Raw genomic sequence first — 26,527 nt, forward strand, 5'->3', positions numbered from 1 at the left:
AGCATATCGACATAAAGCAAAGAAGCACCGCATTTTGTGGTGCTTCTTTGCTTTATGTAACTTATAAAACAGCGTATAGTAAAGCTAAATAGGTTTCAACGCTCTTGATTAGCGCATAAATGGAATACAAGGACTATTATAAAATCCTGGGAGTAGAGAAAAATGCATTACAGGCTGACATAAAAAAAGCCTATCGCGCATTGGCTAAAAAGTATCACCCGGATAAGAACAAAGACGACACAACAGCAGAGAACAAGTTTAAAGACATAAGTGAAGCTTACGAAGTGCTAGGCGACAAAGATAAACGCAGCCAGTATGATCAGTTGGGGTCAAACTGGAGACAGTTTCAGCAAGGGGGCAGGCCAGGCGGAGGAGCATACCAGGGTCAGCCAGGCGGAGGTTTTACTCAGGAAGACATAAACGATATGTTTGGCGGTGGAGGAGGAGGCTTCTCTGATTTCTTTCAGCAATTTTTTGGAGGCGGCGGCGGATTTGGGCAAGGTACAGCAGGAAGAGGCCGTACGCGCAAAGGCCAGGACTACCAGGCTGAGATGGAGATAACCTTAGACGAAGCTTACCAAGGCACATCAAGGTTGATAGCTACTGACAATCAACAATTACGCATCACAACAAAACCTGGTGTAGCCGATGGGCAAACTTTACGCATCAAGGGTAAGGGAGGCCCAGCTGCAGGCGGTGGCGATAACGGGGATTTATACATTAAAGTGCATCTAAGGCCCCACTCAAAATTCGAGCGCAAGGGCGATGACCTTTATGCAGACCTTAACCTGGACATGTATACTGCCATACTTGGCGGAGAAACGCATGTTGATACCATGAGTGGCAAACTAAAGCTAAACATACCAGCAGGCACACAGAATGGTAAAACCCTGCGCCTGCGTGGTAAAGGCATGCCGCACTACGGGAAGCCTGACCAACACGGCGATCTTTACGTAAAAATAAATGTATTGCTGCCTGCTGATCTGAGCAAAGAAGAACGTGATTTGCTGGAAAGGCTCCGGGAGCTGCGCCATGCAAAGGCAAGCTGATACTTTTAGAGAACTTAACTGACTTATAGCCATGCTAATGACCATCGAAAATACAAACTTAAACAGCCCGCTTGAGCGATTTATGGACAGTATCGCAGATAGGAACCTGACTTACTACGCCTCGGACCTGGTGCACCTGACCGGTTGTGAAAGTATAGATGCGCTAGGGGCTGCACTCAGAAGAGCAACAGAAGTTTGTAACTGCATGCACATTCCGCTCCGTGAGAATTTTAAGGTTGTCTTCAGACCACAAAACGGAGAATTGGTGCAGGACTGGCGTTTGTCTCCGATGGCCTATATGCTGCTGGTGTTAAACTCTGACGCGCATAACGACGTGGTGGCACACTTGCAGGTAGAAATGGTAAAACGCGCGCTTAACCAGGAATAGCTGGTATAGGTTGAGGCAATGCCCTTTGCCGTTGAAGTACAGTATCCCAGCAAAAGCGATAACATAGCCGCAGCATATTTTCTGGCATTTGTGCTTTTATACTTATAGCCTCACCTGTAAACGGATGGACAAAATTTAAATCAGCAGCATGCAGCAACAGGTATGGGCTTTCTAGTTCCTCCAGGTACATTTTGTTATGGCGCCAGTCGCCATGCCGCTTATCACCAACTATGTAATGCCGTATATGAGCAAAATGCTTGCGTATCTGGTGCATGCGCCCAGTTTCAGGGCTTATACTTACTAAACTATAACGCGAAGTCTGATAGCGCCCGACGGGTATTTGTAACTCTATTGTAGCTAGTCTGCTATAATGCGTTACTGCATCCTGAGGCGCTTTATTTTTGTGGTCTTTATCAGGTTTTATGGGGTTGTCAATCGTATCTGCCTCCGGTGTGTATCCTCTTACTATGGCAAAGTAGGTCTTGCTTACCTGCTTTTCTTCAAATGCTTTGAACATGGGTGCAGCCGCTTCCGGTGTTTTAGCAAACAGTAAAGCGCCGGAGGTGCCTCTGTCAAGGCGATGCACCGGGTACAGGCGGTATCCTAACTGGTCGCGCAGCATCTGCAGGGCAAACTCCTTTTTCTCTTCTGCAATTCGCGTACGGTGCACCAGTAAACCATTTGGCTTATTTATGGCAACGTAATAATTGTCTTCGTAAATTATATCCAGCACAGGTATTCCATATTTTTATGCAAAGATAAAAGAAAGACCTCGCTATAGCTGTATGATGGACGGATGTATTCCTCAAAGTATACTTTCAGGATCAAAACCCGGGATCAAATTTGAAGCTGCTGCATTTATTAGAGTTGGTAAGTAAATTAGGGCTGGAGATAAATATGGAACAACTAAACAGGCACAACACGTATATTTGCAGTTACACAGCACAGGTAAAGGTAACAAGATGGCCATTTCAGTTGATAATCTCCGCAGAGGGAAGAAGTATAGATTAACAAACTACGGAGAGCAGTTTGAGTTTCAGGTAATGGATATTGCGGATGAAGAAGTTTTTGTGTTGAAAGACCTGCATACGCTAGACTTGTACAAGCTACACGACCTGGTGAAGTATGGCAAAGGCAAAGACTTTGATTTAGAGGAGATGTAGTTTGTAGTCTTGCTAATAATAGCTTATGTTTAACAAAAGCCACCATCAGGAACGAATGCCGCTATCCAGTCGTATAGCCTAAATTCAATTACCTTTTATACAAATGGATGATTTGAAGTTAACTGAGTCAGTAAAGGCAGTATTTACAAGCGAATACCTATCTGTGTACGTGATTCCGGAAGAAAAGCAATTGTATGCTGATTGGTCTGGTGTTTTAGATGCAGCTAAAGCCAGGGCAGGTTGTACGGCTGTGTTAAAATGCCTTCAGGAGTACCCGTGCAGCAAGGTGTTAAACAATAATTCCAAAGTTACTGGCCATTATCCCGGCGCGCTCGATTGGGTTGGGACTGTGTGGTTTCCATCGATGTTTGCGCTTGGTGTTAAATGGTTTGCCTGGGTTTACTCCTCTGACTTTTACACACAGATTAATACCGATCATGTCATAAGGCTTAGCTCGCAGGTACAGATAGAGACTTTTTACGATCTGGACGCAGCCCAGCAATGGATTGCAGCCTTCGGTTTAAATGATCTTAATTAATAGCCTTCTACTGCAATACCTATATAGCTATTTCGTTAACCTTACACATAGGTACACAGTATACTAAATGTACTTTATAACTGCTAGGAGACTATATTATGCAAGATAAACACCCACACTATTTCGTATACATATTTGGTGAGGAACCAGGTGCTGCTGTACGAGTTGGCATTGCAGACGATTTGCAGCAGCATGTTGCTCAGGTACGGCAGCAAGACGAACCGCAGAGCAATAAGCATAAGCTTGTATACTATGAGCACTACGACGTAGAAGAGATTGCTTTGAACAGAGAGCGCCAGATTAAAAGCGGTGACCAAAATGCAACCTATAGCCTTATTGCTTCGATGAACCCCAACTGGTTAGACTTGAGCGATACTTTATAGCAGATGCTTTACAAGCGGGCAAAGGCGATGAATCGATTCATCGCCTTTGCTTTTTAAAACTAAATTTAGTGCATAGTGCGGCATAATAAAACGGTATTAGTCATTCTACTGTTAATAGTATAATTTTAGATTAGCAGAGGGCGGAGAACCCTGACACTTACCCTTAACACAAGCAAAATACCCGTTGAAGAATAAAATAAATAGCTTGAGGGAAAATATCCGGCTGCAGATTTTTGTGGTGCTTGTTGGCGTGCTGTTGCTGGTGGCCAAGTTTGTGGCATTCTTTCTTACAAACTCTAATGCTATACTTACAGATGCGTTAGAATCTATTATCAATGTGGTGGCTGGTGCCTTTTCTTTGTACAGCCTTGTGCTTTCGTCGCGCCCCAAAGACTTAAACCACCCTTACGGGCATGGCAAAATAGAATTCGTAGCTGCCACCCTCGAAGGTTCGCTTATTGTTATAGCGGGCGGTGCCATTATCGTAAAATCAATCTACAACATTTTTCACCCACAGGTATTGTACCAGTTAGATATCGGTATAGTGCTTGTTGCCATTGCTGGCATAATAAATTATGGGGTAGGGGTGCTTACCGAGCGACACGGCGAAAAAAGCAATTCGTTGGTTTTGCTGGCAGGGGGCAAGCACCTGAAAACAGATGCCTACTCAACAGCAGGTATACTTATAGGGCTTTTATTGATTTATCTAACTGGTCTGATATGGCTTGATAGTATAGTTGCCATTGTATTCGGTATCATGATTGGGTTTACAGGGTATAAAATTCTGCGCTCTGCCATTGCCGGTATAATGGATGAAGCCGATTATGAACTGTTAAAGCGCATTGTGCAGGTGCTAAACGAAAACCGCCGCGAAAACTGGATTGATATACACAACCTGCGTGTTATAAAGTATGGTTCAACCCTTCACATTGATTGCCATTTAACAGTACCCTGGTACCTGAATGTGCAGGAGGCGCACGAGGAAGTAGAGGAGGTGGGCAAACTTATCAGGAATAAAATTGACCCAAGTATAGAAATGTTCATTCACACAGATCCATGCAGAGAAGCCTCTTGCCATATTTGCTCAAAGCAAGATTGCCAGGTGCGCCGGCATGATTTTAAAGAACGAATTGAGTGGGACTTTGATAAAGTTATTGCGGACAGGATGCACAGCCTTGATTAGAGTATACTTAGTTTTTTAGTTTGGATATTATGTTAAGTAGCTTTGTGCGTAACAAAAGTATAAAACAACTGTTAGGGAAGTGTATGAACCTCAATCAACACAATATCATGTATACATACCTGCTTCTGCCTTTACTTATGTTGTTTGCTTCCTGCCAGCAAGGCACCTCTGATACTGCAACTGCACAACAAGAGCACTTACCAGTAATTAATGTTGATACCACAGGTTTAGCTAAAGCGACGTTTGCTGGTGGTTGCTTCTGGTGCACCGAAGCGTATTTTGAGCGTGTGGTAGGAGTGGAGGCAGTTATTTCTGGTTATGCAGGTGGTACGGGGGTAAATCCGACGTACGCGGAAGTAAGTGCTGGTAAGACTGATTATGCGGAGGCTGTGCAGGTGTACTATAAGCCGGATGTAGTGAGCTTTGAAAAATTAGTTGAAGTCTTTTTCGCAACACATGATCCGACCACATTAAACAGGCAAGGCCCGGATTACGGAGAGCAATATAGGTCCGTAGCTTTTTATCGAACACCTGCAGAACAAAAAACGATTGAGGAGCATATAAATAAGCTTTCGGCATCAGGTAAGTATAAAAACCAGATTGTAACCTATGTGCAGCCACTTACTAAATTTTATGTGGCCGAAGCATACCACCAGGATTACTATAAGTTGAACCCGACAGACCCTTATGTAGTAGCTGTTGCCAAGCCGAAAGTACAGAAATTTGAGAAGGAATATGCGTCGATAGTTAAGCCGGAATATTTAGAGTAAAGCTGTTTTCCTATCAAAATACTTACAGCTCACGTAAGATGAAGTCTAAGCTATTTAACGACAAAATGTAAAACTATGGACTTCATCATTAACTTACTCGTAACAGCAGGTGTTATACTTTTGCTTTCTTATGCCATGTCTAGTGTGCATGTTAAAAGTTTCTGGACGGCGCTTTGGGTAGCATTTCTAATTGCGATAGTCAACGCAACAATAGGTTGGATTCTTCGTGGCGTATTAAATTTAGTTTCATTTTTCCTGCTCGAAGCAATTGTAAGCTTAATTGTAACAGCGCTGATGATAAAGCTGGTAGATAAATTAGTAGGTAATTTTAAAGTAGACGGCTTTTTACCTGCCATTATAATTGCACTAGCTACAGCTGTTGCAGTTGCTGCAGTTGGCTGGCTTACTGGCGGAGACGATGAGTATGCTATGATTTTTGTTGAGCCTATACGTGCCTTAACTGCACAATATTTAGCATAACATTTCTCATTAAAAAAGCCTCTGCAGACATACTGCAGAGGCTTTTTTAATGAGAATAGGCAAGTAAATGCCTTTGCTTTAAAGATTAAAAATCAAAAAAGTCGCTTAGAAAAGATTCTTTTTTCTTGTGCGGGTGCTTTTTGCTGTGAATCTGATCACCGTAGCCGTAGCGCTTGTAATCAGATTCATAATTTTCTTTTTTTGCGTAGTGGTCTCCGGAGCGTTCAATTATTTTTTCAAGCTCGCCACGATCTAACCAGATACCACGGCACTTGGGGCAATAATCAATTTCAACTCCATTTTTATCACTCATTAATAGCGTTTCGTCGCAAGTAGGGCATTTCATACTGTAATCTTTTGGTATACTTCAATATAATTAAATTAACGCATAAACACTAGTTTACAGCTAAATAGAATGTGCTAGCACCTTGGTAAGCGATGTCTCTCTCAGACTACTACTTAACATAAAGTATATTATGAGTGACACTTTAATTAGATAATTATTATCGTATATTATAAGTCTTATAATATATATTATGTTAAGTAGTAAGTATAGATACTCTAATAGGTCTTATAAATTCAACTTGCTTTAAGTTTGAGATATAAATTACCGTTGATCAATGTTTCCTGCATACTATTGGCACTAACGGCTTCTGCTCCACTTCCTTTACTTCTTAAGCTAAACCACAACTCCAAGTTATTTATAGTATAACAGATAATTTAAGTATGTCTTTTATCAAACCTGAGATACTTGTATTCATTATAGTAAGTTATTTGCCCCACACAGTATAGCTATACAATTTTAACACATGCTGCTATACCTAGTAGTTATTTATACTTTCAGATGGTGTAAGTATGCTGTACAATCTCCTATTGTAGTTCCTTTGCCCTTTTGTAATGATTGTATTTAACATAATAAGGAATTTAAGCATAAAAAAAGAGGAACATTTCTGCTCCTCTTTTTTTATGCTTTGTAAGAAACTACTGAGCAAGTTGCTTTGAAATTTTGTCAGCTTCTGCTTTACGTCCTAAGCGTGTGTACACTTTTACAAGCGTAGACATGGTGGCCTGGTCGTTTGGCTGAACTTCTAATGCTTTCTGGAAGTATGGCAAAGAAGCTTCGTAGTGCTTTTTCGCTTGCGCTTCTAGTGCTTTACCTTTCTTCTGGTAAGTTGCATAGTCCATTTTAGCTGCTTTGTTGTTCACTTCGCTACCTTTGTTATACTCCAGAACACCAAGGTTGTAGTAAGCATCAAAGTTGTTTGGATCGATTTCGATTGCTTTTTTATAGCTGGCCGTAGCACCTTCCAGGTTATTCTTACGCTCTTGTAAGTTTCCTAATACGGCATGAAGGCTGGCATTTGAAGGATCTGCTTTAATGGCATTCTCCAATTTCGTCATTGCTTCGTCAGCACGGTCGTTTTTAAGGTAATACTTAAGTTCTTCCTGCATCAGGAATACGCTGTTCGGATGCTCTTTAAGAGCCTCAGATAGTGTAGCCATTACAGCTTCATCGCTGGCTTCAGTAGCTTGCTGCAACTGTACTTTGTTTTTATAGACATCTTCTGATTTATGACCAATCTTGATCAGGTTGTCATAGAAGCCGATAGCCTGAGGGTAATCCTGCTTTGCAGTTGATGCATAGGCTGCATAAAGTATAGCCGTTGTATCTGTTGGCTGAATCTGAGAAGCTAACTTATACTTGGCAATGGCATTGTCCCAATCCTGGTTGTTGTGGAACTCAACTGCCTGGTTTAGCACCTGGCCATAAAGCAACTGCTTACGCTCTGGCACCAGTTTACCAAATTCGCCATTATTACCATCAATAGCCAATGTTTTGTCAAACGACTCTAAGACAATAGTTGGTGTGTTATCATTGGTTAATTTGCCATAGATCGGGTTACCGATCATGTCCTGGTAAATAACACCACGATAAAACCAGGTCTTTGCCTTTTCTTTTGTCTTGTCGTGCTGAATTGCCTTGTCTATATCAGTCTGTGCCTTGTCTAAAGTACCGTTTTTATGGTTTAGTATAGCACTATTCACAGCTGAGTTCTGCGCGCTTGCAACTGTTACGGTTGCTGCGGCAAAGGCAGTTAAAAGTATTTTTTTCATACTAGTTAGTGAAAATGGTTTGTTTGTCTGTTTAACGAATATTAATTAAAAATAAATTCCTCTTAAAAACAGCTGCTACTCTTCAGTTGTTACTTCAGGGTCGATCATGGTATCAGGTTGCAAAGAGTCTTCCGGGGTGATCTCAGACTGCTCCAGTACAATCTCCTCTTCATCCTCCATCTCTATTTTAGCTACCGAAGATATTTGGTCTCCTTCTGTTATCTTAATCAAACGCACACCTTGGGTGGCTCGTCCAATTACCCGGATATCAGAAACTCGTAGCCTGATAGTGATACCAGATCTGTTAATGATCATCAGGTCGTCTGTGTCTATTACACCTTTGATCGCAACCAGGTTACCTGTTTTATCAGTAACGTTCATTGTTTTAACGCCCTTACCTCCGCGGTTTGTAATACGATACTCGTCTAGTAATGAGCGTTTTCCAAAGCCGTTCTCTGAAACAACCAGTAGTTCTGTGTTTTCATTCTGTACACAAACCATACCAACTACTATATCGTTGGCTCCGCCAAGGGTTACGGCACGCACACCAGTTGCGTTACGTCCCATCGGTCTTACCTGCGTTTCGTTAAAGCGAATTGCTCTGCCAGACTGTAAAGCGATAATAATTTCGCTGTTACCGTTCGTCATCTGCACATCCAGTAGCCTGTCGCCTTCGTTAATGGTAATGGCATTGATACCATTCGTTCGAGGACGTGAATAAGACTCTAATACTGTTTTCTTGATAGTGCCTTTTTCTGTAATAAATACCAGGTTGTGGTTCAGTACAAAGTCCTGGTTTTTAAGGTCATGCACATTTAATACAGCACGTACTTTATCTTCTTTCTCTATCTGGATGATGTTCTGAATAGCACGTCCTTTGGTGGTCTTCCCTCCTTCCGGAATCTCGTATACTTTAAGCCAGAATACTTTACCAAACTCTGTAAAGAACAACATGTGGTGGTGTGTACTGGCAATAAATAAGTGCTCGGTAAAGTCACTTTCTTTCGAAGCAGCCACACCTCTCGATCCAACACCTCCACGGCTCTGGCTGCGGTATTCGTTAAGAGAGGTACGCTTGATATATCCTTCATGAGAAATGGTGATCACCATGTTCTCTTCAGGTATCATGTCTTCATAAGAGATATCGCCTGTGCTGGCCTCAATACTGGTACGGCGTGCATCACCGTATCTTTCTCTTATTTCAATAAGCTCATCTTTAATGATCTGCATTCTTCTGTCTTCGTTAGACAAAATGTCGTTCAGGTCATCAATCAACTTCATAAGCTCCTGATATTCTGCTTGTATCTTGTCGCGCTCAAGGCCAGTAAGGCGATGTAAACGCATATCAAGTATGGCACGAGCCTGTATTTCTGTTAACAGGAATCGCTCCATTAAGCCGTTGCGGGCCACCTCAGGGTCGCGCGACGAACGTATCATGCTAATTACCTCATCCAGGTTGTCAAGGGCAATTAGCAGGCCTTCAAGTATGTGAGCACGTTTCTGTGCTTCCTCAAGTTCGTACTGCGTTCTGCGGATAACAACCTCATGCCTATGCTCCACAAAGTGGTGGATCATATCCTTCAGGTTCAGCGTTAACGGGCGGCCTTTAACCAGCGCCACGTTGTTTACACCAAACGAAGATTGCAATGCGGTATACTTGTACAGGTTATTTAAAACCACATTAGGTATGGCATCGCGCTTCAGGTCGTATACTATGCGCAAACCGTCACGGTCTGATTCATCTCTAAGGTCAGAGATACCTTCGATTTTCTTCTCGTTGATTAACGCAGCTGTTTTCTCGATAAGAGAGGCTTTGTTAACCATGTAAGGAATTTCCGTTACGATAATCTGCTCTTTTCCGGTTGGCGTAGTTTCAAAGATAGCGCGTCCACGCATCAACACACGGCCACGGCCGGTTTCAAAGGCAGCCTTAACGCCATCATAGCCATAAATGATACCACCTGTCGGGAAATCTGGTGCTGTGATAAACTGCATCAACTCTGCAATGGTAATATCACGGTTATCGATGTATGCTACAATGCCGTCAACAACTTCGGTAAGGTTGTGCGGAGCCATATTAGTTGCCATCCCTACCGCAATACCCGAAGTGCCGTTAACCAACAGGTTTGGCAGTTTTGATGGCATTACACTTGGCTCTTTTAAAGAGTCATCGAAGTTAGGCACAAAATCGACTGTATTTTTATCCAGGTCGTTGAGCAGCTCGTCGGCAATACGCTTTAAGCGCGCCTCGGTGTAACGCATGGCTGCCGGTGAGTCACCGTCTATAGAGCCGTAGTTACCCTGGCCATCTACCAGCGGGTAGCGCAAAGACCATTCCTGGGCCATACGCACCATTGTTTCATAAACAGAAGAGTCACCGTGCGGGTGGTATTTACCAAGCACCTCTCCTACTATCCTGGCTGATTTCTTATAAGCTTTATTGTACGATACCCCCAGTTCGGACATTCCGTAAAGTACACGGCGGTGTACTGGCTTAAGTCCATCCCGAACGTCGGGTAAGGCTCTTGAAATGATAACAGACATTGAGTAGTCGATATACGCACCGCGCATTTCGTCTTCAATGTTGATCGGTATTATTCGGTCGCCTTCATTCATGTCTAAGGTCTGAAATAATTATTATTTGTTCGTGTTTTAGATAGGGCAAGTTACGCAAAAAAGCCATTAAGGCCTATATAGCTTAATCCTTATTTTTGCTTTTGTTCGATTTGGTCGGGGCTTTTTCTTTCGATGCCTTTGGCAGCTTTTCACCTACTTTAGGGTTTTGTTTTTTCCAGATGGGCTGGCCCCTAAACTGTTGTTCGCCGTGGGCATGCACCATACGCACTTTACAGGAGTAAATAGGGCAAGTTTTACAAGAACTTAAAAAAGCTAAAGCGAATGCAATGCCGATAAAAAAAAGCAATTTGGTTTTTGCCATGTAAAAAGGGTTTAAAGCGTCGCCACAGGGCATCTGCCATTATATCCGTATCATACAAAAGTAAGCAAATTTGCTTTAAAAAACCAGCTTTTAGGCCTGTACTTTAGGTGTTTTGAGGTTATCTCAGGGCTGAAAACCATTGATTGTAAATCCGCCATCTACGGCTAAGGTTTGGCCTGTTATATAAGCAGCAGCTGGCATGCACAGAAAGGCTACAGCAGCTGAAACATCCTCTGGATTTCCGATCTTCTGCATAGGTGTGCGACTGATAACGGCTTCGGAATATTGTTGGTCATTCAGTACTGTTTGGGCTAAGGGAGTGCTGATGTACCAGGGAGCCACAGCATTAACGCGAATCCCATCCCGTGCCCATTCAGCAGCCAGGTTTTTGGTGAGTTGCCCAAGTGCTGCCTTCGTCATGCCGTAAATACTTCCTGTGCGCACATGCACCAGGCCAGCTACTGATGTTACATGTATGATGTTCCCCTGCCCCGATTTCTTAAGCTCCGGATACAGCATCCTGTTTAATTCGAAAGCAGATCTCAAATTGGTGTCCATTACAAAATCATACTCATCAGAAGTATAATCAGCGGTTGGTTTACGAACGTTTGTGCCAACGTTGTTTACAAGTATGTCCAGTACAGGCCATAGCTCCTGCGTTGCGTGCAGCACCTTTGCCCTGCCTTCAGGAGTGCTTACGTCTGCAATTAATGTTGTTAATCTTTCGGGGTGCTGTTGGTGTAGTTTTTCAAGGTCTTCGGCTTTGCGTGCTACAGCCAGCACTTCAGCGCCTATCGCAATAAATTCTGCCACAATGGCTTCTCCAATACCTTTGGAGCCACCTGTAACTACAGCTTTTTTTCCTGTAAGTAACCATCTGCTTTTGTCCATTTTATATCGCTTGGTTTTTACTTCTATTAAAATTTAGATCCTTTTTTGAAAATGCTAATCTAAGCATAACTAGATATAATACCAGATGCACTATATTTAGCTAGTCAAAGCTTTCTCAATCAAACAAATTATTATAATGAAAAAGGCATTCCTTGTTATTTCTCTCTCACTAGGTTGTCATGCGGTTTTCAGCCAGGCTACCACATCACAGCCAACAGGTATAGCTGCAGAACGAAACCTGCATGAAATCGGGAACAGCGGCAATTTATCTGGTGTGGTGCAAACATTTGATAACAGGTATGAGGGCGTAAAGGGTAGTCCCTATTTTTTCCAGAATTGGGGCGATGCTGTCATTACGTCTGTTGATAATAAAGTTTATGCGAGTGTTCCGTTAAAGTATAATGCTTTAGAGAACACCCTTGTTTACCAAAACAACAAAGGGGTAATTTATGTGCTAGCTGCTACTATCGTAGATCGTTTTACGCTTAAAGATTCGCTGGGCCTTGCATCTTATACTTTCAAAAAGCTTGATGCACCTGCTAAAACTCCTGACCAGTTCTACTTGGTTTTGCACGAAGGCCCTAAAATTTTGCTTGCCATGAGGCAGGACAAACATATTCTTAAAGCTGACTTCAAAGGGGGGTATTCTGCTGGCAGGCCTTATGATGAAATTGTAACTCAAAACGTTTATTACCTTCATAAGCCAGGTAAAACTGCTGAGAAAGTGAAGCTTTCAAAAAAACAACTGCTGGAGGCGATTGCTGATCAGAAAGAAGCAGTATCTCATTTTATAAAAGAGAATAATATAGATGCAGGTTCTGAAAGTGGTTGGGTTAAGGTACTGGCCTACTACGAAACGCTTTAAGTTATAAGATCATAAACAGGAAGCGTCTTTTATACTTCCTGTTTATGAGGTGCTTAAGCTGAAGTTGCTGTTCTGATGAATTCAAAGCCAAGTGACTGGCAGCAACAAGGCTATTTTACTTTATTGCCTTTTATTCTGCTCCAATAGTCTAAAAGATATGCTTTATCAACTTTTGGGCGGTTGTTGATTTCATCAAACTGCAGTTCACCAGCTTCGTTTTTCCAAATGTGATAAACAAACACATACCCGCCTCCTTCCCTGCGCCAGTCATCAAATTTACCGAAGCGCAAATCATTTATGTAAATTCCCTTGTCAGGAGCTTGCTCAACAGTATAGTACCCTTTGGTTATTTCTAGTAACCGGTTGAGTTTTGCGGGGCCTAAGTATGGGGCTAAAAGCTGCTTCTGCTGCGGCTCGTAACTTAATTTTATTTGTTTTTCTTTGTCGGCTAACGCGTAAAACCCATTGTAAAATCCACTATCGGCCTTTGCCGTAACCGACCAAAACACCGTATTCATGGGTGTTGGTTTGCTGATGTATGACTCCGGTTGTAGTTGTTGTGCCTCGAAGTTCTGTTCAAAAACTTTATTAGCCTGCGCCTTAAAAACAAAGCTTAAAAGTAAGTATGTGGTGCTAATGGCCAAGCCTGTGTAATTTAGCACCCGGCGTTTGTTGCTTGTGCGGGTGTAAAATGCACAAGCCAGGGTAAAGCCAAGAAACGGTACCGTATACATCGGGTCAATTACAAAAATATTGTAAAAGGCAACGCCATAAGTACTGAAAGGCCAGAAGAGTTGCGTTCCCCAAGTTGTACAGGCATCAAGCAAAGCATGCGTTGTAAAACCCAAAAAGAACAGCTGCACCCACGCCCAGAAGCCGGCATTAGCTTTTTGGTAGGCTTTGTGTAGTAACCAACCAAGTATAAGCGACATTACTAGGGCAAAGAAAAAAGAATGGGTAAATGACCGGTGAAAGCTTAGTTGTTGGACCGTATCCAACCAGGGGTTAACCAGTACGTCCAGATCTGGAATAGTACCGGCTATCGCGCCCCACAGCAATGCCTTATTGCCTAATTTCCTGCCAGCTACAAGCTCCCCCACCGAAGCCCCCAAAACAATCTGTGTAAGTGAATCCATCGTTAATTTTCTTTTGCCACAGGTTAGTTAATGCTTTTACGTTTTTAATCTGCGGCAACTCCTATACAGCTACAAAAGTATAAATTCTTTGTACATCAAACCCGCCCCCCTCTATGGAGTCTTACTTACTCGCAATCTCTGGCACACTCATAACAATTTTATGTGCTATAGATTTAATATATACAACATTCGCGCCTCGCGGCGCTGGTTTTATAAGTGGTTTAATTACTAAATCGGTATGGGCTTTATTGCATGGCCTGTATAAAATAACAGGCAGCCACGCAATGTTGCGCATCGCCGGGCCTACTATTGTAAGCTTAACTTTGTTTGGTTGGGTGATGCTGCTCTGGATAGGCGTTTTCCTTATTTTTTCATCCACCGATAATGCTGTGCTGTCCAGTAGCAACAATCAGCCAGCCAGTAGCCTGGAGCGGTTTTACTTTACAGGTTATATGCTGTCTACGATGGGTAATGGAGATTTTAAGGCCGGAACTGATATACTTTCAGTCTTCTCGTCTTTTATGTCCTTCACGGGATTGATGCTGATCACGATCGCGATTTCTTATATGGTCCCGGTACTGTCTGCGGTAACACAGCGCCGGGCCTTAAGTATAAAATTGGCTGCCATAGGAGGCTCGGCACAAAAGATTATACTCGACAACTGGAATGGTTCTAACCTGAAGCAATTAGAATCGCAGCTGGATAGCCTGGAGCAGGATATTGCTTTGCAAGGGCAGATGCACCTGTCTTACCCGGTGTTACAGTACTTTCATCACAACCAAAGAGCTACTGCACTTTTTCCTAATATTGCTTCCCTTGATGAGGCTATAAGCATTATACTTTTATACTTTCCCAAGGATTTACAGCCGGGCCAACAGCACCTGAACCCGGTTCGAAAGGCGATCACCTCTTTTCTGGAGTCGCTGAATGTAGCCGACCCTAGAATTGCTAAAGTAGAGGTGCCACCAATAGACGTAGGGCAATTGCAGGAGCGAAACCTGCCCCTGCTGTCCGCAAAGCCTGAAGACCTGTATAAGTTGGAAAACAGACGTAAAATACTTAAAGTGATGACAGAACAAGATGGATGGTCGTGGAGTGATGCGCCACAGACGCTTTTCAATAAAAAGCTAGACCTTCCGGAACTGACTTAGCTTAACGAATTATAGTAGCGCGCTTAAATTCTTTTGTTCTGTCGAACAGATAGCGGAACGTGCCGTGTGTTTTGTATATGCGGCCTCCGATCTGCTCTACCAGGTGCATCATTTTAGGGTTAAAGTCCCCTATCCAGTTCATCTGCAGGTCAACATAGGGCATGCTTGGGTTATTCTGGATAAATTTGCCTGCCTGCACAATCATGGCTGCCTCTACTCCCTTGCTTTGGTGCTCCGGTGTTATCCCGAACACAATGCCATACATCGTTTTGCAGGCACCGCGCCACTTATGAAATATAAATTTTAATTTGCCCCATAGGTCCATCTCGCCATTGTTGATGTACCGGAACAGCTTGTTTAATTCTGGAATAGCGATAAAGAAACCAACTGGCTTTTCATCGTAATAAGTAAACCAGATGATGCGCTCGTCAATCACAGGCTTCAGCGTGTTCATGATGCTGGCAGCCTGTGCTTCTGTCATTTCTTTTACGCCTTCGTGCTTTGCCCACCCTTTGTTGTAAACCGTCCTGAAATCTTCTGTATACTTTTTAAGATCCTTTTTATCCATGTGTTGGAATTTGTATGCCGGATCGGCAAGTATACGCTCTGCTTTGTCGTTATACTTTTGCGGTAACGGATCATCTACCTTGCGGTAATAAGTGTATTGGTTAAAGTATAAGCCAAAGCCGTAATTTTCGAGTAGCTGCTGGTAATACGGGAAATTATAGTGCATGCCATAGTTAGGCGGGTAAAAGCCATCTATAAGCAAACCCCACCACTTGTCGCGGTCTCCGAAATTTATCGGACCGTCCATGGCTTCCATGCCGCGCTCCTGTAGCCAGCTTTTGCAGGCATTTAAAAGTATGTTGGCAGCGTCCTGGTTATCGATACAGTCGAAAAAGCCCATGCCCCCTGTAGGCTGCTCAAAGGTTTTGGCTGTTTTCTTATTTATAAAAGCAGCAACCCGCCCAACTGATTCTCCTTTATCGTCTTGCAATATCCAGCGTATGGCCTCGCCGTCCCGTAGCAGCTTGTTCTTTTTGGGGTCAAAAACGTTGTTAATGTCTTTGTTTAAAGGGCGGATATAGTTTGGATCGTTTTTATAGAGTCTTACCTGCACCATTAAAAATTCCTGGGCAAGTTCGGGGGTGGTTACTTCAATCAGTTGCATAGTTCTGTGTTGTATCGAAGTGCTAAATAAATCAATCTGCCAGATAAAACATAATCGGGAACGTTGCAGGGGTATTTAGCAAAGCCCTTAAATGCAAAAAGCCTTCAGATTTCTGAAGGCTTTTTATTCTTGTGAGCCCCCAGTCGGAATCGAACCAACGACCTACTGATTACAAGTCAGTTGCTCTACCAGCTGAGCTATGGAGGCTTGTACTTTATGTTTGTCTAAAAAAGCAGATGAAGTACAAACAGCTGCTTTTCGTAAGTGAGCCCCCTGCCGGGATCGAACCAGCGACCTACTGATTACAAGTCAGTTGCTCTACCAGCTGAGCTAAGGAGGCTTACTATCTGGTGTGCTTTAGTGTTTTAAAGCGTTGCAAAAGTATAGCGAAGTTTTATATGATGCAACACCTCGCTCAAAATATTTGCAACGCTTTTTATAAGATTTTGAAAGTCAGACTGAAAAATTTTAACCTCGGAAGGCATTCAGTTGATGTTGCAGCATACTTATACGCTTTTGTGCCTCTGCAATACGTCCTTCATACTCCTCGCGTAGCTTATCGGCATTTTTAGAACGGGCAAAAAACTCGATGTTTGTGCGTAGCGTCTGGATGTCGTTTTGCAGTTGTGCTATTTCCCTGCGAATCGTGTTTTCGCGCTGGTGCAACTTCTGGCCTGCGTCCGGGCTGTGCTTCATGCGGTCTACCTGTAATGCTACAAGTAAATCGGTGCGCTGCTCCAGCGATAGTTCCGGTACACGCTCCAGGTACTTCTCCATCAAGGCAAGGAATTTGTCCTCCGCTTTAGGGCTGGTGCGTTTAGTTGTGGCGTCAAGTTCAGCCCATTGCTGCTTAAACTGCTCAAACTCATTAACGGTTCCTGTGCTAGTGGGCTGTGCCAGTTTGCTTGCTATTCTGTCGCAAAGTTCCATTTTCTCTGCTGAGAGCTTGTCTAACTCCGCACTTTTCTGTTGCTCGTTTGCTTGCTTGCGATCGAAGAACTCGTTGCAGGCAGCTCTGAAGCGTTGCCAGATTTTATCAGAATGTTTATCCGGAACACGGCCTATTGTCTTCCATTTTTTCTGTAGTTGTATCAGTTTTTCCTTTGTGCTGTTCCAGTCGTTGCTCTCTTTCAGGCTTTCGGCTTCCTCGCATAGTTCTGTTTTCAGGCGCAGGTTCTGCAATTTCTGCTCATCCAGGCTTTTAAAGAAATGGTTTTTGTGCTGGAAAAAAGCTTTATAGTTGCCCCAGAAGTTTTTATTTACCTCGTCTGCATGCTCTTTTGGCACCAGTCCAGCTGCATCCCACTCTTCCTTCAGCTTCTGTATCTCGTCAGTTTTATCGCGCCATTCGTTTATGCGGTCCGTATTAAAGCCCTGGTAAGCCTGCAAACGTTCCAGGATGTTGCGCTTCTTCTCCAGGTTAGCCATCTCAATATCGCGGCGATTTTCCTGGTAAGCACGGCGCTTTTCGTGCACTTTTTCAGAGGCTTGTATGAAGCGCTCCCAAATCGGGTCGCGGTGTTCGTTCGGAACCGGCCCAATATGTTTCCACTCTTCGTGCAGGTGCCGCAGTTCTTGCAGCGCTTTGTTTATAGATGGCTCAGAGGCTAGCTGTTCGGCACGCTCAATAAGCTGCATTTTCGCATCCAGGTTGCGTTTGCGGTCAAGCTCTTTAAGCTCAAAAAAGATACTGCGATTATTGTAGAAGATATCCAGTAAAGCGTGATAAGAATCCCAAAGCTCCTGTGCAGTACCAGCGGGTACCTGTCCCAGGTTCTTCCATTCGTTTTGTATTCTTTTAACTTCTTCGGTGCTATTTTTTGTTTCCGCTGATTCTACCAATACTCGAAGCTGAGAAAGTAGCTCCTGCTTTCGTTCCAGGTTTTTCTGGCGTTGCTCCTCCACATTCTGGCGTTGCTTATGGCGAGAATCCCTGTAAGAGCTTAAAAGCGATTCGAGGCTTTGGTGCTCTGGCGAAGTATGATAGTCAAAATCCTCTGCTGCGCCTCCCTCCTGCTTAAACTTCTCTAAGGCCTCTGCCCTTTCTGCCTGAAATTTAAGGTCGTATTGCTTCTGCAATTCGTTTATGGTTCGGTGGTGCTTATCAGCATCACCACTTTTTAATACAGTATTTAGCTGTTGGCGAAGCTCGTCCAGCGATAACTGGCTGTAGTCTGTGTGGTCTTCGTCAATTTCATGCTCTTCTGCTTCGTGGTGTTCGCCTGGTACAGGTACTTCGGCAACAGGTGCTGCAATGCTTTGCGTTTCAGGGGCAGCAGTTGGTGCAGGCTCCTGTACCGCATCAGGTTCTTGTTGTGTAGTCGTGGTTACTGGATCTGCTACTCCTGTGTTGGCCTCTGCAAATACTTCTGTTATACTTTCAGATGACTCAGATTCCTGCTCTGTTTTCAATTCCGGCTTAATCTCAGGTTGCTCCTCTTTCGGCACCTCCGCTGCTGCATCTGCTTGTTGCGCATCAGGCTGGGCCTGCTCGGTAATATTTGTCGGCGACTCCGGGTTTCCGTTTGTAGAGTTAGCATCGTTTTGATTCTCGGGCTTGTTTGCCTCAGCTCCGGCAGAGTCAATGTTTCTGTTTTCTGTTGTCATGGCTACTTTAAAATAAGTATAACGTTAGCGCGAATTAGTTTAAACGAGGGTCCAGCGGGTAATTGGACAGGACTTTATACTTGCCTCCCATTTGCCTTAAAACACTTCGCCAAAGCTTATCTGCCTCTAAATTAAATAATTTATTAGCAGCATTGTTATTTACTATCCAAACATTTTTATCTATTTCCTCCTGTAGCTGCCCCGGAGTCCAGCCGGAGTAGCCTAAAAAAAATTTAATATCCGATGTTGATACGATACCAGAACCGATCATGGTACGCAGCATTTCGAAGTCGCCTCCCCAGTAAAGGTTATCGCCCAATTTGATGGCTTGAGGCAATTCTGACAATCTATGTACGTAATGCAGCGTGTTGTATTGCACAGGTCCGCCTATTCCTAATTCAGCGTCAAAAGAGTCGTTGTAGATATCAATAACGTCAGACAGCTTCAGGTTAGACTTGCGGTTAAGTACAAGCCCGAAAGTACCCTCCTTTTCATTATGGCTGCAGAGTAGCACAACACTTCGCTCAAAATTAGGATCTCCCAGAAATGGCTCAGAAATAAGCAAGCTGCCATTCTGCGGTTTTGTCAAACTAGTATCTTCCATGTAGTCGTGTGTTCCTTAGTTTCAAAAGGGTGCTGCCTTGTTACGTAAATCAGATGTAAACTGTAAATTTACTTTTATGTCTTCTTACGCAAAGAAAGTAATATTGTATCATTGCCCGGTAATATTTGGGTTACGTGGTACAATTTGCCCGGGTTAAAGACAATCGGGAGTATTAACATCAGCCTAATGTTCCCCGCTAATTTACCAGGCACAGAATTATTTCATATTTTTGACAAAATCCTAATAACGTTATGGCTCTTTCTCAAAATATAGCCGATATCCGGACTAATTACACTAAGCAGGAACTTACAGAAGCATCTGTTTTACAACACCCGATACAGCAGTTCCAGGTTTGGCTTGAGCAGGCCATTTCTGCTGAGGTGCAGGAACCGACAGCGCTGGTGCTCTCTACCGTAAGCGCTGAAGGCAAGCCATCGGCCCGGGTGGTGCTACTAAAGGAAATTAACGAGAACGGCTTTACCTTTTTTACGAACTACAGCAGCCGCAAAGGGCAGGAACTGGAGCAAAACCCCTATGCTAGTATCACATTTTTTTGGCCAGCCTTGGAGCGCCAGGTGCGTGTGGAGGGAAGCGTAGTAAAAGCACCGGCAGCAGTTTCTGATGCTTATTTCCATAGCAGGCCTGTTGGCAGCCAGATTGGGGCCTGGGCATCGCCGCAAAGCCAGGTGATTAAGAGTCGCGAAGAGCTGCAGCAAACAGAAGAAGTCTACGCATCGAAGTTCTCTGGTACTGAAGTTATACCCAGGCCCGAACATTGGGGAGGTTACACCTTGGTGCCCACCCGAATTGAGTTCTGGCAGGGCCGCCCCAACCGCTTACACGATCGCATTGTGTACAAGCTAACTGACGGTAACTGGCAATTAAACCGCCTGGCACCCTGATCAGCAAGTATAAATAAAAAATTCTAACAGCTAGAGTATAGAAATGGCAGAGATTTTACCCTTAAAAGCCTGGCGATATAACGAGTTACTTACCTCAAACATTGAAGAACTTACGTCTCCCCTTTTCGATGTAGTGTCAGCGAAGCAGCGCGAGGCTCTGTACCGTAACAACATCAACAGTATACACCTGTCCGTGCCACGCGGCAACGCAGCTGCCGAGGATGCAGCCATACTTTTGCAAGAGTGGAAAGACAACGGTACACTCGTGCAGGACGCCTTGCCGGGCATTTATGTTTATTACCAGTATTTCAGGCTGCCCGGCAGCGATAAAGAGTATTGCCGCAAAGGGTTTATCTGCAACATAAAAGCTTACGATTGGAACGAGTGTGTGCTGCTTCGGCACGAGAACACGATTCCGGCTGCCGTTAACGACCGCATTGAGCTACTGGAGAAAACAGAACTAAACAGCAGCGCCACGCATGGCCTGTACACCGACCCCGAGTTTATACTTGAGCCTTTTATGGATGAAAGTATAAAGTCGCCGGTTTATGAAACAGAAGATTACCAGGGGGTGCGCGATGTATTGGCCGTTATACATGACCATACTATCATAGAGCTGTTCCTGAAAACGCTGGCTAACAGGCAAATACTTCTTGCCGATGGCCATCATCGCTACGAAGGTTCTTTGGAGTATCGTAAGAAGATGACGGCCCTCAACCCAAACCACACCGGTTTCGAGGCTTATAACTACCACCTGATGTACCTTACCAACTCTGAGCACGATGATCTGCGCATACTGCCAACACACCGCGTGCTGCAGCACATTGAGATGTCAGATGAAGAGTTTCTAAAGCAACTGGAGCCATACTTTATTGTAATGCCTAAAGAAGACCCTTACGAACTGAATGAGGTTATACTTGGCAAGAAGTGGGCTTTTGGTTTATACTTAAGCGGAAATGCCTACAAGATCAGGTTAAAGCCGGAGGTGCACTCCCAAATTGGCTGGAAATTTCCGGATGAGGTAAAAGACCTGGACCTTACTGTAATGCATTATTTTATCTTTGAGAAAGTGTTGGGCGTTTACCGCGAGGCACAGCGCAACATGCCCGGCCTTAGTTATGAGCGCAACTTTACAGCTTGCATCAGTAAAGTAGATACAGGTGCGGCTCGTATGGCGCTTATCACAAATGAGGTGTCGATGGAGCAGGTAAAGCGTGTATGTTACAGCGGTGCCATCATGCCTCAAAAGTCTACGTTCTTTTACCCAAAAGTTATTTGCGGTTTCTTATTCGGATCAATCAAAGAAAATGAATTTATCACGGCCCCTGCTGCTTGCCTCTAACTCACCGAGGCGCAAAGAATTATTGACCGGCTTAGGCCTGGAATATACTGTCCGGGTGAAGGAGGTGCACGAGGAGTTTCCTGCTCATTTAAAACGCGCAGAGGTTGCCGAGTTTCTGGCTTCGCATAAAGCAGACGCTTACCTGGATGCCTTGCAGGATGAGGTTATCATAACAGCCGACACCATTGTTTGCCTCGGAGACAGGGTGCTGAACAAGCCGCAAAGCCACCACGAAGCAGCCGAAATGCTTCGTGCCTTATCCGGTACCTCACATGATGTCATAACCGGTGTATGTCTGCTTTCCAGAGAAGGCAAAACTGTATTTCATGACATCACCAAAGTATACTTTAAAGCGCTAAGCCAATCAGAAATAGATTTTTACACCAACCATTACAAGCCGTTTGATAAAGCTGGTGCATACGGCATACAGGAATGGATTGGCATGGTAGGGATAGAACGAATAGAAGGCTCATACTTTAACGTGGTGGGCCTGCCGGTGCAAAAGCTTTATACCCACCTTGTAGCGTTAGGCATTGTTACAGTTTAGTTGTGGCAGTTTATACTTTGCTTAACCGATACAATTGAATTAACTACCTTTGCACGCTGTTTGTGCTTGCAGTACTGCAGAAGTATAGATTATCAATAACTAGCAACAAGAAATGTCTTTTATTAAGTTATACCTCGCTCCGGGCAAGGAGCATTCGCTTAAACGTTTCCATCCGTGGGTTTTTTCTGGGGCAATACGCAAAATGGACGGTGAGCCTGCTGAAGGCGACATAGTAGAAGTATACTCCAGCCAACGCGAGTTTTTAGGTATGGGCCATTTTGCGCCGGGCTCCATTGCGGTACGTATTTTCTCTTTTGAGCAGGTTGAGCCTGACTATAGCTTCTGGAAAAGTAAAGTGCAGCAGGCCTATGAGTACCGCAAAAGCCTTGGTTTAGTAGATAACCCGCACACAGATGTTTACCGTTTGGTATATGCGGAAGGCGATGGCGTATCGGGTCTTATTGTTGACTTCTATAAAAATACCGCCGTTGTGCAAACACATACGGTAGGTATGTACAATGTGCGTGAGTATATTTCTAAAGCTCTTCAGGAAATTTACGGCGATACATTGATTGCCGTTTATGATAAAAGTGCAGAGTCGCTTCCTGCCAAAGCAGGTATAAACCCTGTAAACGGTTACCTGTTTGGGCAATCAGCTGGCGGCGTAGTGGTAACTGAAAACGAAAACCAGTTTTTTATTGATTGGGAAAGCGGCCAGAAAACAGGTTTCTTTATTGATCAGCGTGAAAACCGCGATTTGCTGGCGCGCTATGTAAAAGGCAAGTCTGTGCTTAACACTTTTTGCTATACCGGCGGTTTTTCGGTTTATGCCCTGAATGCAGGCGCTAAAGAAGTGCACTCAGTAGATGTTTCTAAAAAGGCAATCGAACTGACTGTGAAGAATGGTGAACTTAGCAATGCACCCGAGAAGCACGAAGCTTATGCAATGGACACTTTTGACTTTTTGAAAGGCAAAGAAGACCGTTACGACGTAATTGTATTGGACCCTCCGGCATTTGCGAAAAGCAAGAACGTGCGCCATAATGCATTAATGGGCTACAAGCGCCTTAATGCTGAAGCAATGAAGAAGATTAAACCTGGGGGTATATTGTTTACCTTTTCCTGCTCCCAGGTGGTAGATAAATATTTATTTAACAATACAGTAATGGCCGCTGCCATTGATGCTGGGCGTAACATAAAAATCATGCACCATTTGTCTCAGCCTGCAGATCACCCTATCTCGATCTTTCATCCGGAGGGCGAATATCTGAAAGGATTAGTATTATTTGTAGAGTAACAACTTGATTATAAACATAAGGGCCGAAGCTATACTTAATTAATAGCTTCGGCCCTTATGTTTTATTTTTCTGGTAAACTACTAAAGTCTTCTCCTATCCGCTTGCTAAGCATGTATTAGAAGATACTTGTGCCTGGTAGTTCAGAAGGTAACTCCATCCGAATGCGCCACTCTTTAGGGTAATAGTTGTTTACTCTGTTGCCTATTTGCTTTGCAAACCCAAGAGCTACGCCTTTGTACTGCAAAAGCACCCAATCGTTGCCACCGTTTTCCAGGCTGATGTCTTCTTTGCGCAGGTACTTCAAAGCCAATTCAAGATTTAGCTCTATAGTGCTAAACTGATCTTTATTCAGGTGCTGAGAAACGGCTAGCGCGTGCATGGGCTTCAGTTTTTTCCCCTTTACTTCGGCTACCTCTGTCCCGGCATAGATAACGTGCAGGTTCTGGTACAACTCGTCGGCTGCTTCGAAAAGGTGAGCTGGTAAAGCAGATATTACTTCGCCATATTGCAGCCACTCATACTTCTCAGCGTCTTGCAGCCAGTCCTGCACCAACGCTTTTTCTTTTTTACCTGCCTGCTGCAGTTTATACTTCTTCTTTTTAGTTGTGCGATGCCCAATTTCAGGCTCGCTGGTTTTGCGAAGTACAGCCATAAAAAAACCTTCCCCTTGAATGCGATGCGGGTAAAAGCGATACCCCTCCACGCCATTAAGCTGAGCGGCAACAACTCCCCAGGATGGGTTCAAGTCCAGTTTTATACTTTCCGCTTGCTCCTGTGCTGCCAGCCAGGCAATATTCTGCTCATTCTCCAGCTCATTCCAGGTGCAGGTGCTGTAAATAAGCAAACCGCCCGGTTTCAAAGCGTCCCATACATCCATTAAAATACGCTTCTGCCGCTGTGCACATAGCTTTACGTTTTCCTCCGACCACTCATTAATCGCCTGTGGGTCTTTACGGAACATACCTTCTCCGCTGCATGGCGCATCAATCACCATCACATCAAAAAAATCTGGCAACCTCGAAAAGTTGCTTGGGTCGGAGCTTGTAACTACTGCATTGCCACTACCCCATTTTGCTATATTCTCTGCCAGTATATTGGCCCTGCTTTTTATTACCTCATTCGACACTAAAAGACTGTCACCAGAAATTAAACTGGCCAGGTGTGTGGATTTGCCCCCGGGAGCACCGCAAAGGTCCAGTACATGCAAAGGTTGCGAAAGATCGACAGCTTGCCGCAGCGCCTGCTCCAGAAACATAGAACTTGCCTCTTGTACATAATAACAGCCGGCATGCAACAATGGGTCTAACGTAAAGGCGGGGCGCTCAGGTAGATAATACGCGTTTTGGGCCCATGGCACTTCGGGTAAGTCGGGTAAGGCTGCCGTTTTATTTTTGTTAAGGCGTATACTTACGGGTGCTGGCTGCTCAAATGCTGCTTCAAAGCTGTTGTACTCATTTGCTAACAACCGCTGCATGCGCTCTTTAAAACTGATCGGGAATTCCATAGTATGGCAAAGGTACGGCAATTAATACCACGGTAAAAGTTAAGTGTTTTGGCTTTGCTGTAGTTGCAGGTAGGCGTGTACAAGCGGCACATCTGCCGGGCACCAGGCATATTTTAATAAATCTTCTGGTTTAACCCATGCATACTTCAGGTGCTCCAGCAAAACGATACAACCACTATCAAATGAGCAACTATAAGCAATTAGTTCTACTGTTTTGTCAGGGTAAGTATGGCGTACGGATTTTAAACGCAGTTTCGGTGTAATGTTTATACATAACTCTTCTTTAATCTCACGTTTAAGGCAGTCTTTTTCTGTTTCTCCTGGTTCTAACTTGCCACCCGGAAACTCCCAAAGCAGCGGCTGCGACATGGAGGCGCTGCGCTGCGTGATAAGCACCAGGCCATGCCGCTCAATAATACCGCAAAGTACTTTAATCTCTTTCGCGCTCATTACCTTTAATTGTAAGATGTTTGATGCTCAGCTGCCTTTAAGGTATTTAGTGCTAAGTTTTGTTTCAAGTTTATAAAATACATACCCGAGTACAAGGCAAATGGCTAAATTGAGGGCCAGGTTGCTGTGGTTTTTTACAAGGCCGAAGTATAACACTTGCACCAGGAAAATGTGGTAAGAAGCTGAGCCAATCTCCGCTAAGCTTTTAAGTATACTATTGCCAGAACTTGCAGGTAAAAAATACACCGTTACAAGTATAAGCAGCGCAGCATATCCAAACGAAAGCACATTTTGCATATCCCAGCTTTCGTAAATAAAAGGTAGATGCAGGCTGCCGTAAATTATAAAGTATAAGTAGGTTATACTTAGCGCAGCCGGCACAGCGAAGGCAAACAACGTTGTAAATTTCATTTGCTGCTTTATTGCTTTCGCCAGCCACAGGCCAAAGGCAAAGGCTGAAAAGTATCGTGGCAAGGCTGCGCTGTACAGGTATTCTGCATCATCGGTTTGTACCAGTTCGTAATGCTTGCAAATTACCAGAAAAAATACTTCTAGAAAGATCAGAGCAAGCGTAGTAAGTACAGGGCGTTTATAAAAGCAATATCCTACCAACGGAAGTATAAATATAGACTGCAGCAGCAAGGTAATAAAGTAGTTGCCTTTGCCAGAGACAGGCAGTACCCCAACCCAGGTAAAGGTTGAGAACCTGAGCACATCGCGTTGGTACAGCTGTTGCCACAGCAAGCCAAGTATAACTGAAACGATAAAGATCAGGAGGAACGGGAAAACAATGCGGGTAGCTTTTTTAGTAAAGTAGATGCGCTTGTAAAGCAGATCTACCTGCTGGTTTTCCTTGCGCAGTCCTAAGCCTAAGTTTATCCCCATCAAAATCATAAATACCGGTACTGCCTGCCAAATATGGTAAATGGCATAAGTACTTACCAACTCAGTTTTTGTAAGCGAATGAAGCGCAATTACAGCTACAATAGCAGCACACTTCAGTATGTCTATCTGCAAAAAGTGCTTCTTCATTTAAATTGCTATAACCTGCT

General features: G+C 43.9%; 27 protein-coding genes and 2 tRNA genes. 14 read left to right on the forward strand and 15 right to left on the reverse strand.

What is annotated here, in order from left to right; genetic code table 11:
- Positions 1 to 119: 119 nt before the first annotated feature.
- Together Q1A23_RS08450 and Q1A23_RS08455 are read left to right on the forward strand one after the other, a co-directional pair.
- Positions 120 to 1,049: a J domain-containing protein gene (locus Q1A23_RS08450; protein ID WP_299821954.1), complete on the forward strand. Its 930-nt coding sequence runs from the start codon at positions 120 to 122 to the stop codon at positions 1,047 to 1,049.
- A 37-nt stretch (positions 1,050 to 1,086) separates the two neighbouring features.
- Positions 1,087 to 1,437 (forward strand): hypothetical protein, encoded by a 351-nt coding sequence (locus tag Q1A23_RS08455; protein ID WP_299821956.1) that lies wholly within the window; start codon positions 1,087 to 1,089, stop codon positions 1,435 to 1,437.
- Here the strand turns inward: Q1A23_RS08455 and Q1A23_RS08460 are convergent.
- Positions 1,424 to 2,170 (reverse strand): pseudouridine synthase, encoded by a 747-nt coding sequence (locus Q1A23_RS08460; protein WP_299821958.1) that lies wholly within the window; start codon positions 2,168 to 2,170, stop codon positions 1,424 to 1,426. The two genes, Q1A23_RS08455 and Q1A23_RS08460, sit on opposite strands and share 14 nt — an antisense overlap.
- A gap of 229 nt (positions 2,171 to 2,399) precedes the next feature.
- On the opposite strand from Q1A23_RS08460, the gene Q1A23_RS08465 reads away from it, so the two are divergent.
- From Q1A23_RS08465 to Q1A23_RS08490, 6 genes are all read left to right on the forward strand, one after another.
- Entirely contained in the window at positions 2,400 to 2,600 is a 201-nt protein-coding gene (locus Q1A23_RS08465) for a hypothetical protein (RefSeq protein ID WP_299821960.1), read from the forward strand.
- 103 nt (positions 2,601 to 2,703) lie between these two features.
- On the forward strand, positions 2,704 to 3,138 hold the full coding sequence (locus Q1A23_RS08470) for a hypothetical protein (protein ID WP_299821962.1): 435 nt from the start codon (positions 2,704 to 2,706) through the stop codon (positions 3,136 to 3,138).
- Between the two features lie 98 nt (positions 3,139 to 3,236).
- Complete coding sequence (locus Q1A23_RS08475) at positions 3,237 to 3,521, forward strand: excinuclease ABC subunit C (protein WP_299821964.1); 285 nt, start codon at positions 3,237 to 3,239, stop codon at positions 3,519 to 3,521.
- A 205-nt stretch (positions 3,522 to 3,726) separates the two neighbouring features.
- Positions 3,727 to 4,704 (forward strand): cation diffusion facilitator family transporter, encoded by a 978-nt coding sequence (locus Q1A23_RS08480; protein WP_299821966.1) that lies wholly within the window; start codon positions 3,727 to 3,729, stop codon positions 4,702 to 4,704.
- Between the two features lie 107 nt (positions 4,705 to 4,811).
- The gene (gene msrA / locus Q1A23_RS08485) at positions 4,812 to 5,474 is read left to right on the forward strand and encodes a peptide-methionine (S)-S-oxide reductase MsrA (RefSeq protein WP_299821968.1); all 663 of its coding nucleotides are present in this window, start codon (positions 4,812 to 4,814) and stop codon (positions 5,472 to 5,474) included.
- Between the two features lie 75 nt (positions 5,475 to 5,549).
- Positions 5,550 to 5,954, forward strand: a complete 405-nt coding sequence (locus Q1A23_RS08490; protein ID WP_299821970.1) for a phage holin family protein — start codon at positions 5,550 to 5,552, stop codon at positions 5,952 to 5,954.
- 85 nt (positions 5,955 to 6,039) lie between these two features.
- Here the strand turns inward: Q1A23_RS08490 and Q1A23_RS08495 are convergent, their stop codons facing one another.
- The 5 genes from Q1A23_RS08495 to Q1A23_RS08515 form a co-directional block, all read right to left on the reverse strand.
- Positions 6,040 to 6,300, reverse strand: coding sequence for a zf-TFIIB domain-containing protein (locus Q1A23_RS08495; protein ID WP_299821972.1), 261 nt, complete (start codon positions 6,298 to 6,300; stop codon positions 6,040 to 6,042).
- A 635-nt stretch (positions 6,301 to 6,935) separates the two neighbouring features.
- Positions 6,936 to 8,069, reverse strand: coding sequence for a tetratricopeptide repeat protein (locus Q1A23_RS08500; protein ID WP_299821974.1), 1,134 nt, complete (start codon positions 8,067 to 8,069; stop codon positions 6,936 to 6,938).
- Positions 8,070 to 8,144: 75 nt separating this feature from the next.
- Positions 8,145 to 10,685, reverse strand: a complete 2,541-nt coding sequence (gene gyrA, locus Q1A23_RS08505; protein WP_299821976.1) for a DNA gyrase subunit A — start codon at positions 10,683 to 10,685, stop codon at positions 8,145 to 8,147.
- 82 nt (positions 10,686 to 10,767) lie between these two features.
- A complete protein-coding gene (locus Q1A23_RS08510; protein ID WP_299821978.1) occupies positions 10,768 to 11,007 on the reverse strand; it encodes a hypothetical protein in 240 nt (79 codons plus the stop codon).
- A gap of 123 nt (positions 11,008 to 11,130) precedes the next feature.
- Entirely contained in the window at positions 11,131 to 11,898 is a 768-nt protein-coding gene (locus Q1A23_RS08515; protein ID WP_299821980.1) for an SDR family oxidoreductase, read from the reverse strand.
- A gap of 136 nt (positions 11,899 to 12,034) precedes the next feature.
- On the opposite strand from Q1A23_RS08515, the gene Q1A23_RS08520 reads away from it, so the two are divergent.
- Positions 12,035 to 12,763, forward strand: a complete 729-nt coding sequence (locus Q1A23_RS08520) for a hypothetical protein (protein WP_299821982.1) — start codon at positions 12,035 to 12,037, stop codon at positions 12,761 to 12,763.
- Between the two features lie 110 nt (positions 12,764 to 12,873).
- On the opposite strand, the gene Q1A23_RS08525 is transcribed toward Q1A23_RS08520, so the two are convergent.
- Positions 12,874 to 13,899, reverse strand: a complete 1,026-nt coding sequence (locus tag Q1A23_RS08525) for a metal-dependent hydrolase (protein WP_299821984.1) — start codon at positions 13,897 to 13,899, stop codon at positions 12,874 to 12,876.
- A 284-nt stretch (positions 13,900 to 14,183) separates the two neighbouring features.
- On the opposite strand from Q1A23_RS08525, the gene Q1A23_RS08530 reads away from it, so the two are divergent.
- Positions 14,184 to 15,050 carry a potassium channel family protein gene (locus tag Q1A23_RS08530; protein WP_299821986.1) on the forward strand — a complete coding sequence of 289 codons (867 nt, stop codon included), beginning with the start codon at positions 14,184 to 14,186 and terminating at the stop codon, positions 15,048 to 15,050.
- A gap of 1 nt (position 15,051) precedes the next feature.
- On the opposite strand, the gene Q1A23_RS08535 is transcribed toward Q1A23_RS08530, so the two are convergent.
- The 5 genes from Q1A23_RS08535 to Q1A23_RS08555 form a co-directional block, all read right to left on the reverse strand.
- Complete coding sequence (locus Q1A23_RS08535) at positions 15,052 to 16,221, reverse strand: hypothetical protein (protein ID WP_299821988.1); 1,170 nt, start codon at positions 16,219 to 16,221, stop codon at positions 15,052 to 15,054.
- Between the two features lie 134 nt (positions 16,222 to 16,355).
- Positions 16,356 to 16,428 (reverse strand) — tRNA-Thr (locus tag Q1A23_RS08540).
- 60 nt (positions 16,429 to 16,488) lie between these two features.
- Positions 16,489 to 16,561 (reverse strand) — tRNA-Thr (locus tag Q1A23_RS08545).
- 128 nt (positions 16,562 to 16,689) lie between these two features.
- Entirely contained in the window at positions 16,690 to 18,828 is a 2,139-nt protein-coding gene (locus Q1A23_RS08550) for a DUF349 domain-containing protein (RefSeq protein ID WP_299821989.1), read from the reverse strand.
- 34 nt (positions 18,829 to 18,862) lie between these two features.
- Positions 18,863 to 19,432, reverse strand: a complete 570-nt coding sequence (locus tag Q1A23_RS08555) for a YqgE/AlgH family protein (RefSeq protein ID WP_299821991.1) — start codon at positions 19,430 to 19,432, stop codon at positions 18,863 to 18,865.
- Positions 19,433 to 19,683: 251 nt separating this feature from the next.
- Here Q1A23_RS08555 and pdxH point away from each other — a divergent pair, with 251 nt between their 5' ends.
- The 4 genes from pdxH (at position 19,684) to Q1A23_RS08575 (ending at position 23,520) form a co-directional block, all read left to right on the forward strand.
- A complete protein-coding gene (pdxH, locus tag Q1A23_RS08560) occupies positions 19,684 to 20,334 on the forward strand; it encodes a pyridoxamine 5'-phosphate oxidase (RefSeq protein ID WP_299821993.1) in 651 nt (216 codons plus the stop codon).
- Positions 20,335 to 20,377: 43 nt separating this feature from the next.
- On the forward strand, positions 20,378 to 21,676 hold the full coding sequence (locus tag Q1A23_RS08565) for a DUF1015 domain-containing protein (RefSeq protein WP_299821995.1): 1,299 nt from the start codon (positions 20,378 to 20,380) through the stop codon (positions 21,674 to 21,676).
- The gene (locus Q1A23_RS08570) at positions 21,642 to 22,223 is read left to right on the forward strand and encodes a Maf family nucleotide pyrophosphatase (RefSeq protein WP_299821997.1); all 582 of its coding nucleotides are present in this window, start codon (positions 21,642 to 21,644) and stop codon (positions 22,221 to 22,223) included. Before Q1A23_RS08565 ends, Q1A23_RS08570 begins: the two co-directional genes overlap by 35 nt.
- Before the next feature lie 112 nt (positions 22,224 to 22,335).
- On the forward strand, positions 22,336 to 23,520 hold the full coding sequence (locus Q1A23_RS08575) for a class I SAM-dependent rRNA methyltransferase (protein WP_299821999.1): 1,185 nt from the start codon (positions 22,336 to 22,338) through the stop codon (positions 23,518 to 23,520).
- Between the two features lie 116 nt (positions 23,521 to 23,636).
- On the opposite strand, the gene Q1A23_RS08580 is transcribed toward Q1A23_RS08575, so the two are convergent.
- From Q1A23_RS08580 to Q1A23_RS08590, 3 genes are read right to left on the reverse strand one after another with little or no spacing between them, the layout of a single operon-like run.
- Positions 23,637 to 25,025 (reverse strand): rRNA methyltransferase, encoded by a 1,389-nt coding sequence (locus tag Q1A23_RS08580; RefSeq protein ID WP_299822001.1) that lies wholly within the window; start codon positions 25,023 to 25,025, stop codon positions 23,637 to 23,639.
- Positions 25,026 to 25,064: 39 nt separating this feature from the next.
- Positions 25,065 to 25,475, reverse strand: a complete 411-nt coding sequence (locus Q1A23_RS08585) for a (deoxy)nucleoside triphosphate pyrophosphohydrolase (protein WP_299822003.1) — start codon at positions 25,473 to 25,475, stop codon at positions 25,065 to 25,067.
- Between the two features lie 27 nt (positions 25,476 to 25,502).
- The gene (locus Q1A23_RS08590) at positions 25,503 to 26,507 is read right to left on the reverse strand and encodes an acyltransferase family protein (protein ID WP_299822005.1); all 1,005 of its coding nucleotides are present in this window, start codon (positions 26,505 to 26,507) and stop codon (positions 25,503 to 25,505) included.
- Between the last annotated feature and the right edge of the window lie 20 nt (positions 26,508 to 26,527).

The sequence above is a fragment of the uncultured Pontibacter sp. genome, assembly GCF_947492645.1.
In the GTDB taxonomy this organism is placed as follows: domain Bacteria; phylum Bacteroidota; class Bacteroidia; order Cytophagales; family Hymenobacteraceae; genus Pontibacter.

Coding starts and splice junctions, on each gene's coding strand:
- Q1A23_RS08500 (WP_299821974.1), bottom strand. CDS start 8,069: ATGAAAAAAATACTTTTAACTGCCTTTGCCGCAGCAACCGTAACAGTT.
- Q1A23_RS08455 (WP_299821956.1), top strand. CDS start 1,087: ATGACCATCGAAAATACAAACTTAAACAGCCCGCTTGAGCGATTTATG.
- Q1A23_RS08470 (WP_299821962.1), top strand. CDS start 2,704: ATGGATGATTTGAAGTTAACTGAGTCAGTAAAGGCAGTATTTACAAGC.
- Q1A23_RS08565 (WP_299821995.1), top strand. CDS start 20,378: ATGGCAGAGATTTTACCCTTAAAAGCCTGGCGATATAACGAGTTACTT.
- Q1A23_RS08535 (WP_299821988.1), bottom strand. CDS start 16,221: ATGCAACTGATTGAAGTAACCACCCCCGAACTTGCCCAGGAATTTTTA.
- Q1A23_RS08550 (WP_299821989.1), bottom strand. CDS start 18,828: ATGACAACAGAAAACAGAAACATTGACTCTGCCGGAGCTGAGGCAAAC.
- Q1A23_RS08515 (WP_299821980.1), bottom strand. CDS start 11,898: ATGGACAAAAGCAGATGGTTACTTACAGGAAAAAAAGCTGTAGTTACA.
- gyrA (WP_299821976.1), bottom strand. CDS start 10,685: ATGAATGAAGGCGACCGAATAATACCGATCAACATTGAAGACGAAATG.
- Q1A23_RS08465 (WP_299821960.1), top strand. CDS start 2,400: ATGGCCATTTCAGTTGATAATCTCCGCAGAGGGAAGAAGTATAGATTA.
- Q1A23_RS08575 (WP_299821999.1), top strand. CDS start 22,336: ATGTCTTTTATTAAGTTATACCTCGCTCCGGGCAAGGAGCATTCGCTT.
- msrA (WP_299821968.1), top strand. CDS start 4,812: ATGTATACATACCTGCTTCTGCCTTTACTTATGTTGTTTGCTTCCTGC.
- Q1A23_RS08510 (WP_299821978.1), bottom strand. CDS start 11,007: ATGGCAAAAACCAAATTGCTTTTTTTTATCGGCATTGCATTCGCTTTA.
- Q1A23_RS08475 (WP_299821964.1), top strand. CDS start 3,237: ATGCAAGATAAACACCCACACTATTTCGTATACATATTTGGTGAGGAA.
- Q1A23_RS08530 (WP_299821986.1), top strand. CDS start 14,184: ATGTTGCGCATCGCCGGGCCTACTATTGTAAGCTTAACTTTGTTTGGT.
- Q1A23_RS08570 (WP_299821997.1), top strand. CDS start 21,642: ATGAATTTATCACGGCCCCTGCTGCTTGCCTCTAACTCACCGAGGCGC.
- Q1A23_RS08450 (WP_299821954.1), top strand. CDS start 120: ATGGAATACAAGGACTATTATAAAATCCTGGGAGTAGAGAAAAATGCA.
- pdxH (WP_299821993.1), top strand. CDS start 19,684: ATGGCTCTTTCTCAAAATATAGCCGATATCCGGACTAATTACACTAAG.
- Q1A23_RS08555 (WP_299821991.1), bottom strand. CDS start 19,432: ATGGAAGATACTAGTTTGACAAAACCGCAGAATGGCAGCTTGCTTATT.
- Q1A23_RS08580 (WP_299822001.1), bottom strand. CDS start 25,025: ATGGAATTCCCGATCAGTTTTAAAGAGCGCATGCAGCGGTTGTTAGCA.
- Q1A23_RS08490 (WP_299821970.1), top strand. CDS start 5,550: ATGGACTTCATCATTAACTTACTCGTAACAGCAGGTGTTATACTTTTG.
- Q1A23_RS08585 (WP_299822003.1), bottom strand. CDS start 25,475: ATGAGCGCGAAAGAGATTAAAGTACTTTGCGGTATTATTGAGCGGCAT.
- Q1A23_RS08590 (WP_299822005.1), bottom strand. CDS start 26,507: ATGAAGAAGCACTTTTTGCAGATAGACATACTGAAGTGTGCTGCTATT.
- Q1A23_RS08520 (WP_299821982.1), top strand. CDS start 12,035: ATGAAAAAGGCATTCCTTGTTATTTCTCTCTCACTAGGTTGTCATGCG.
- Q1A23_RS08525 (WP_299821984.1), bottom strand. CDS start 13,899: ATGGATTCACTTACACAGATTGTTTTGGGGGCTTCGGTGGGGGAGCTT.
- Q1A23_RS08495 (WP_299821972.1), bottom strand. CDS start 6,300: ATGAAATGCCCTACTTGCGACGAAACGCTATTAATGAGTGATAAAAAT.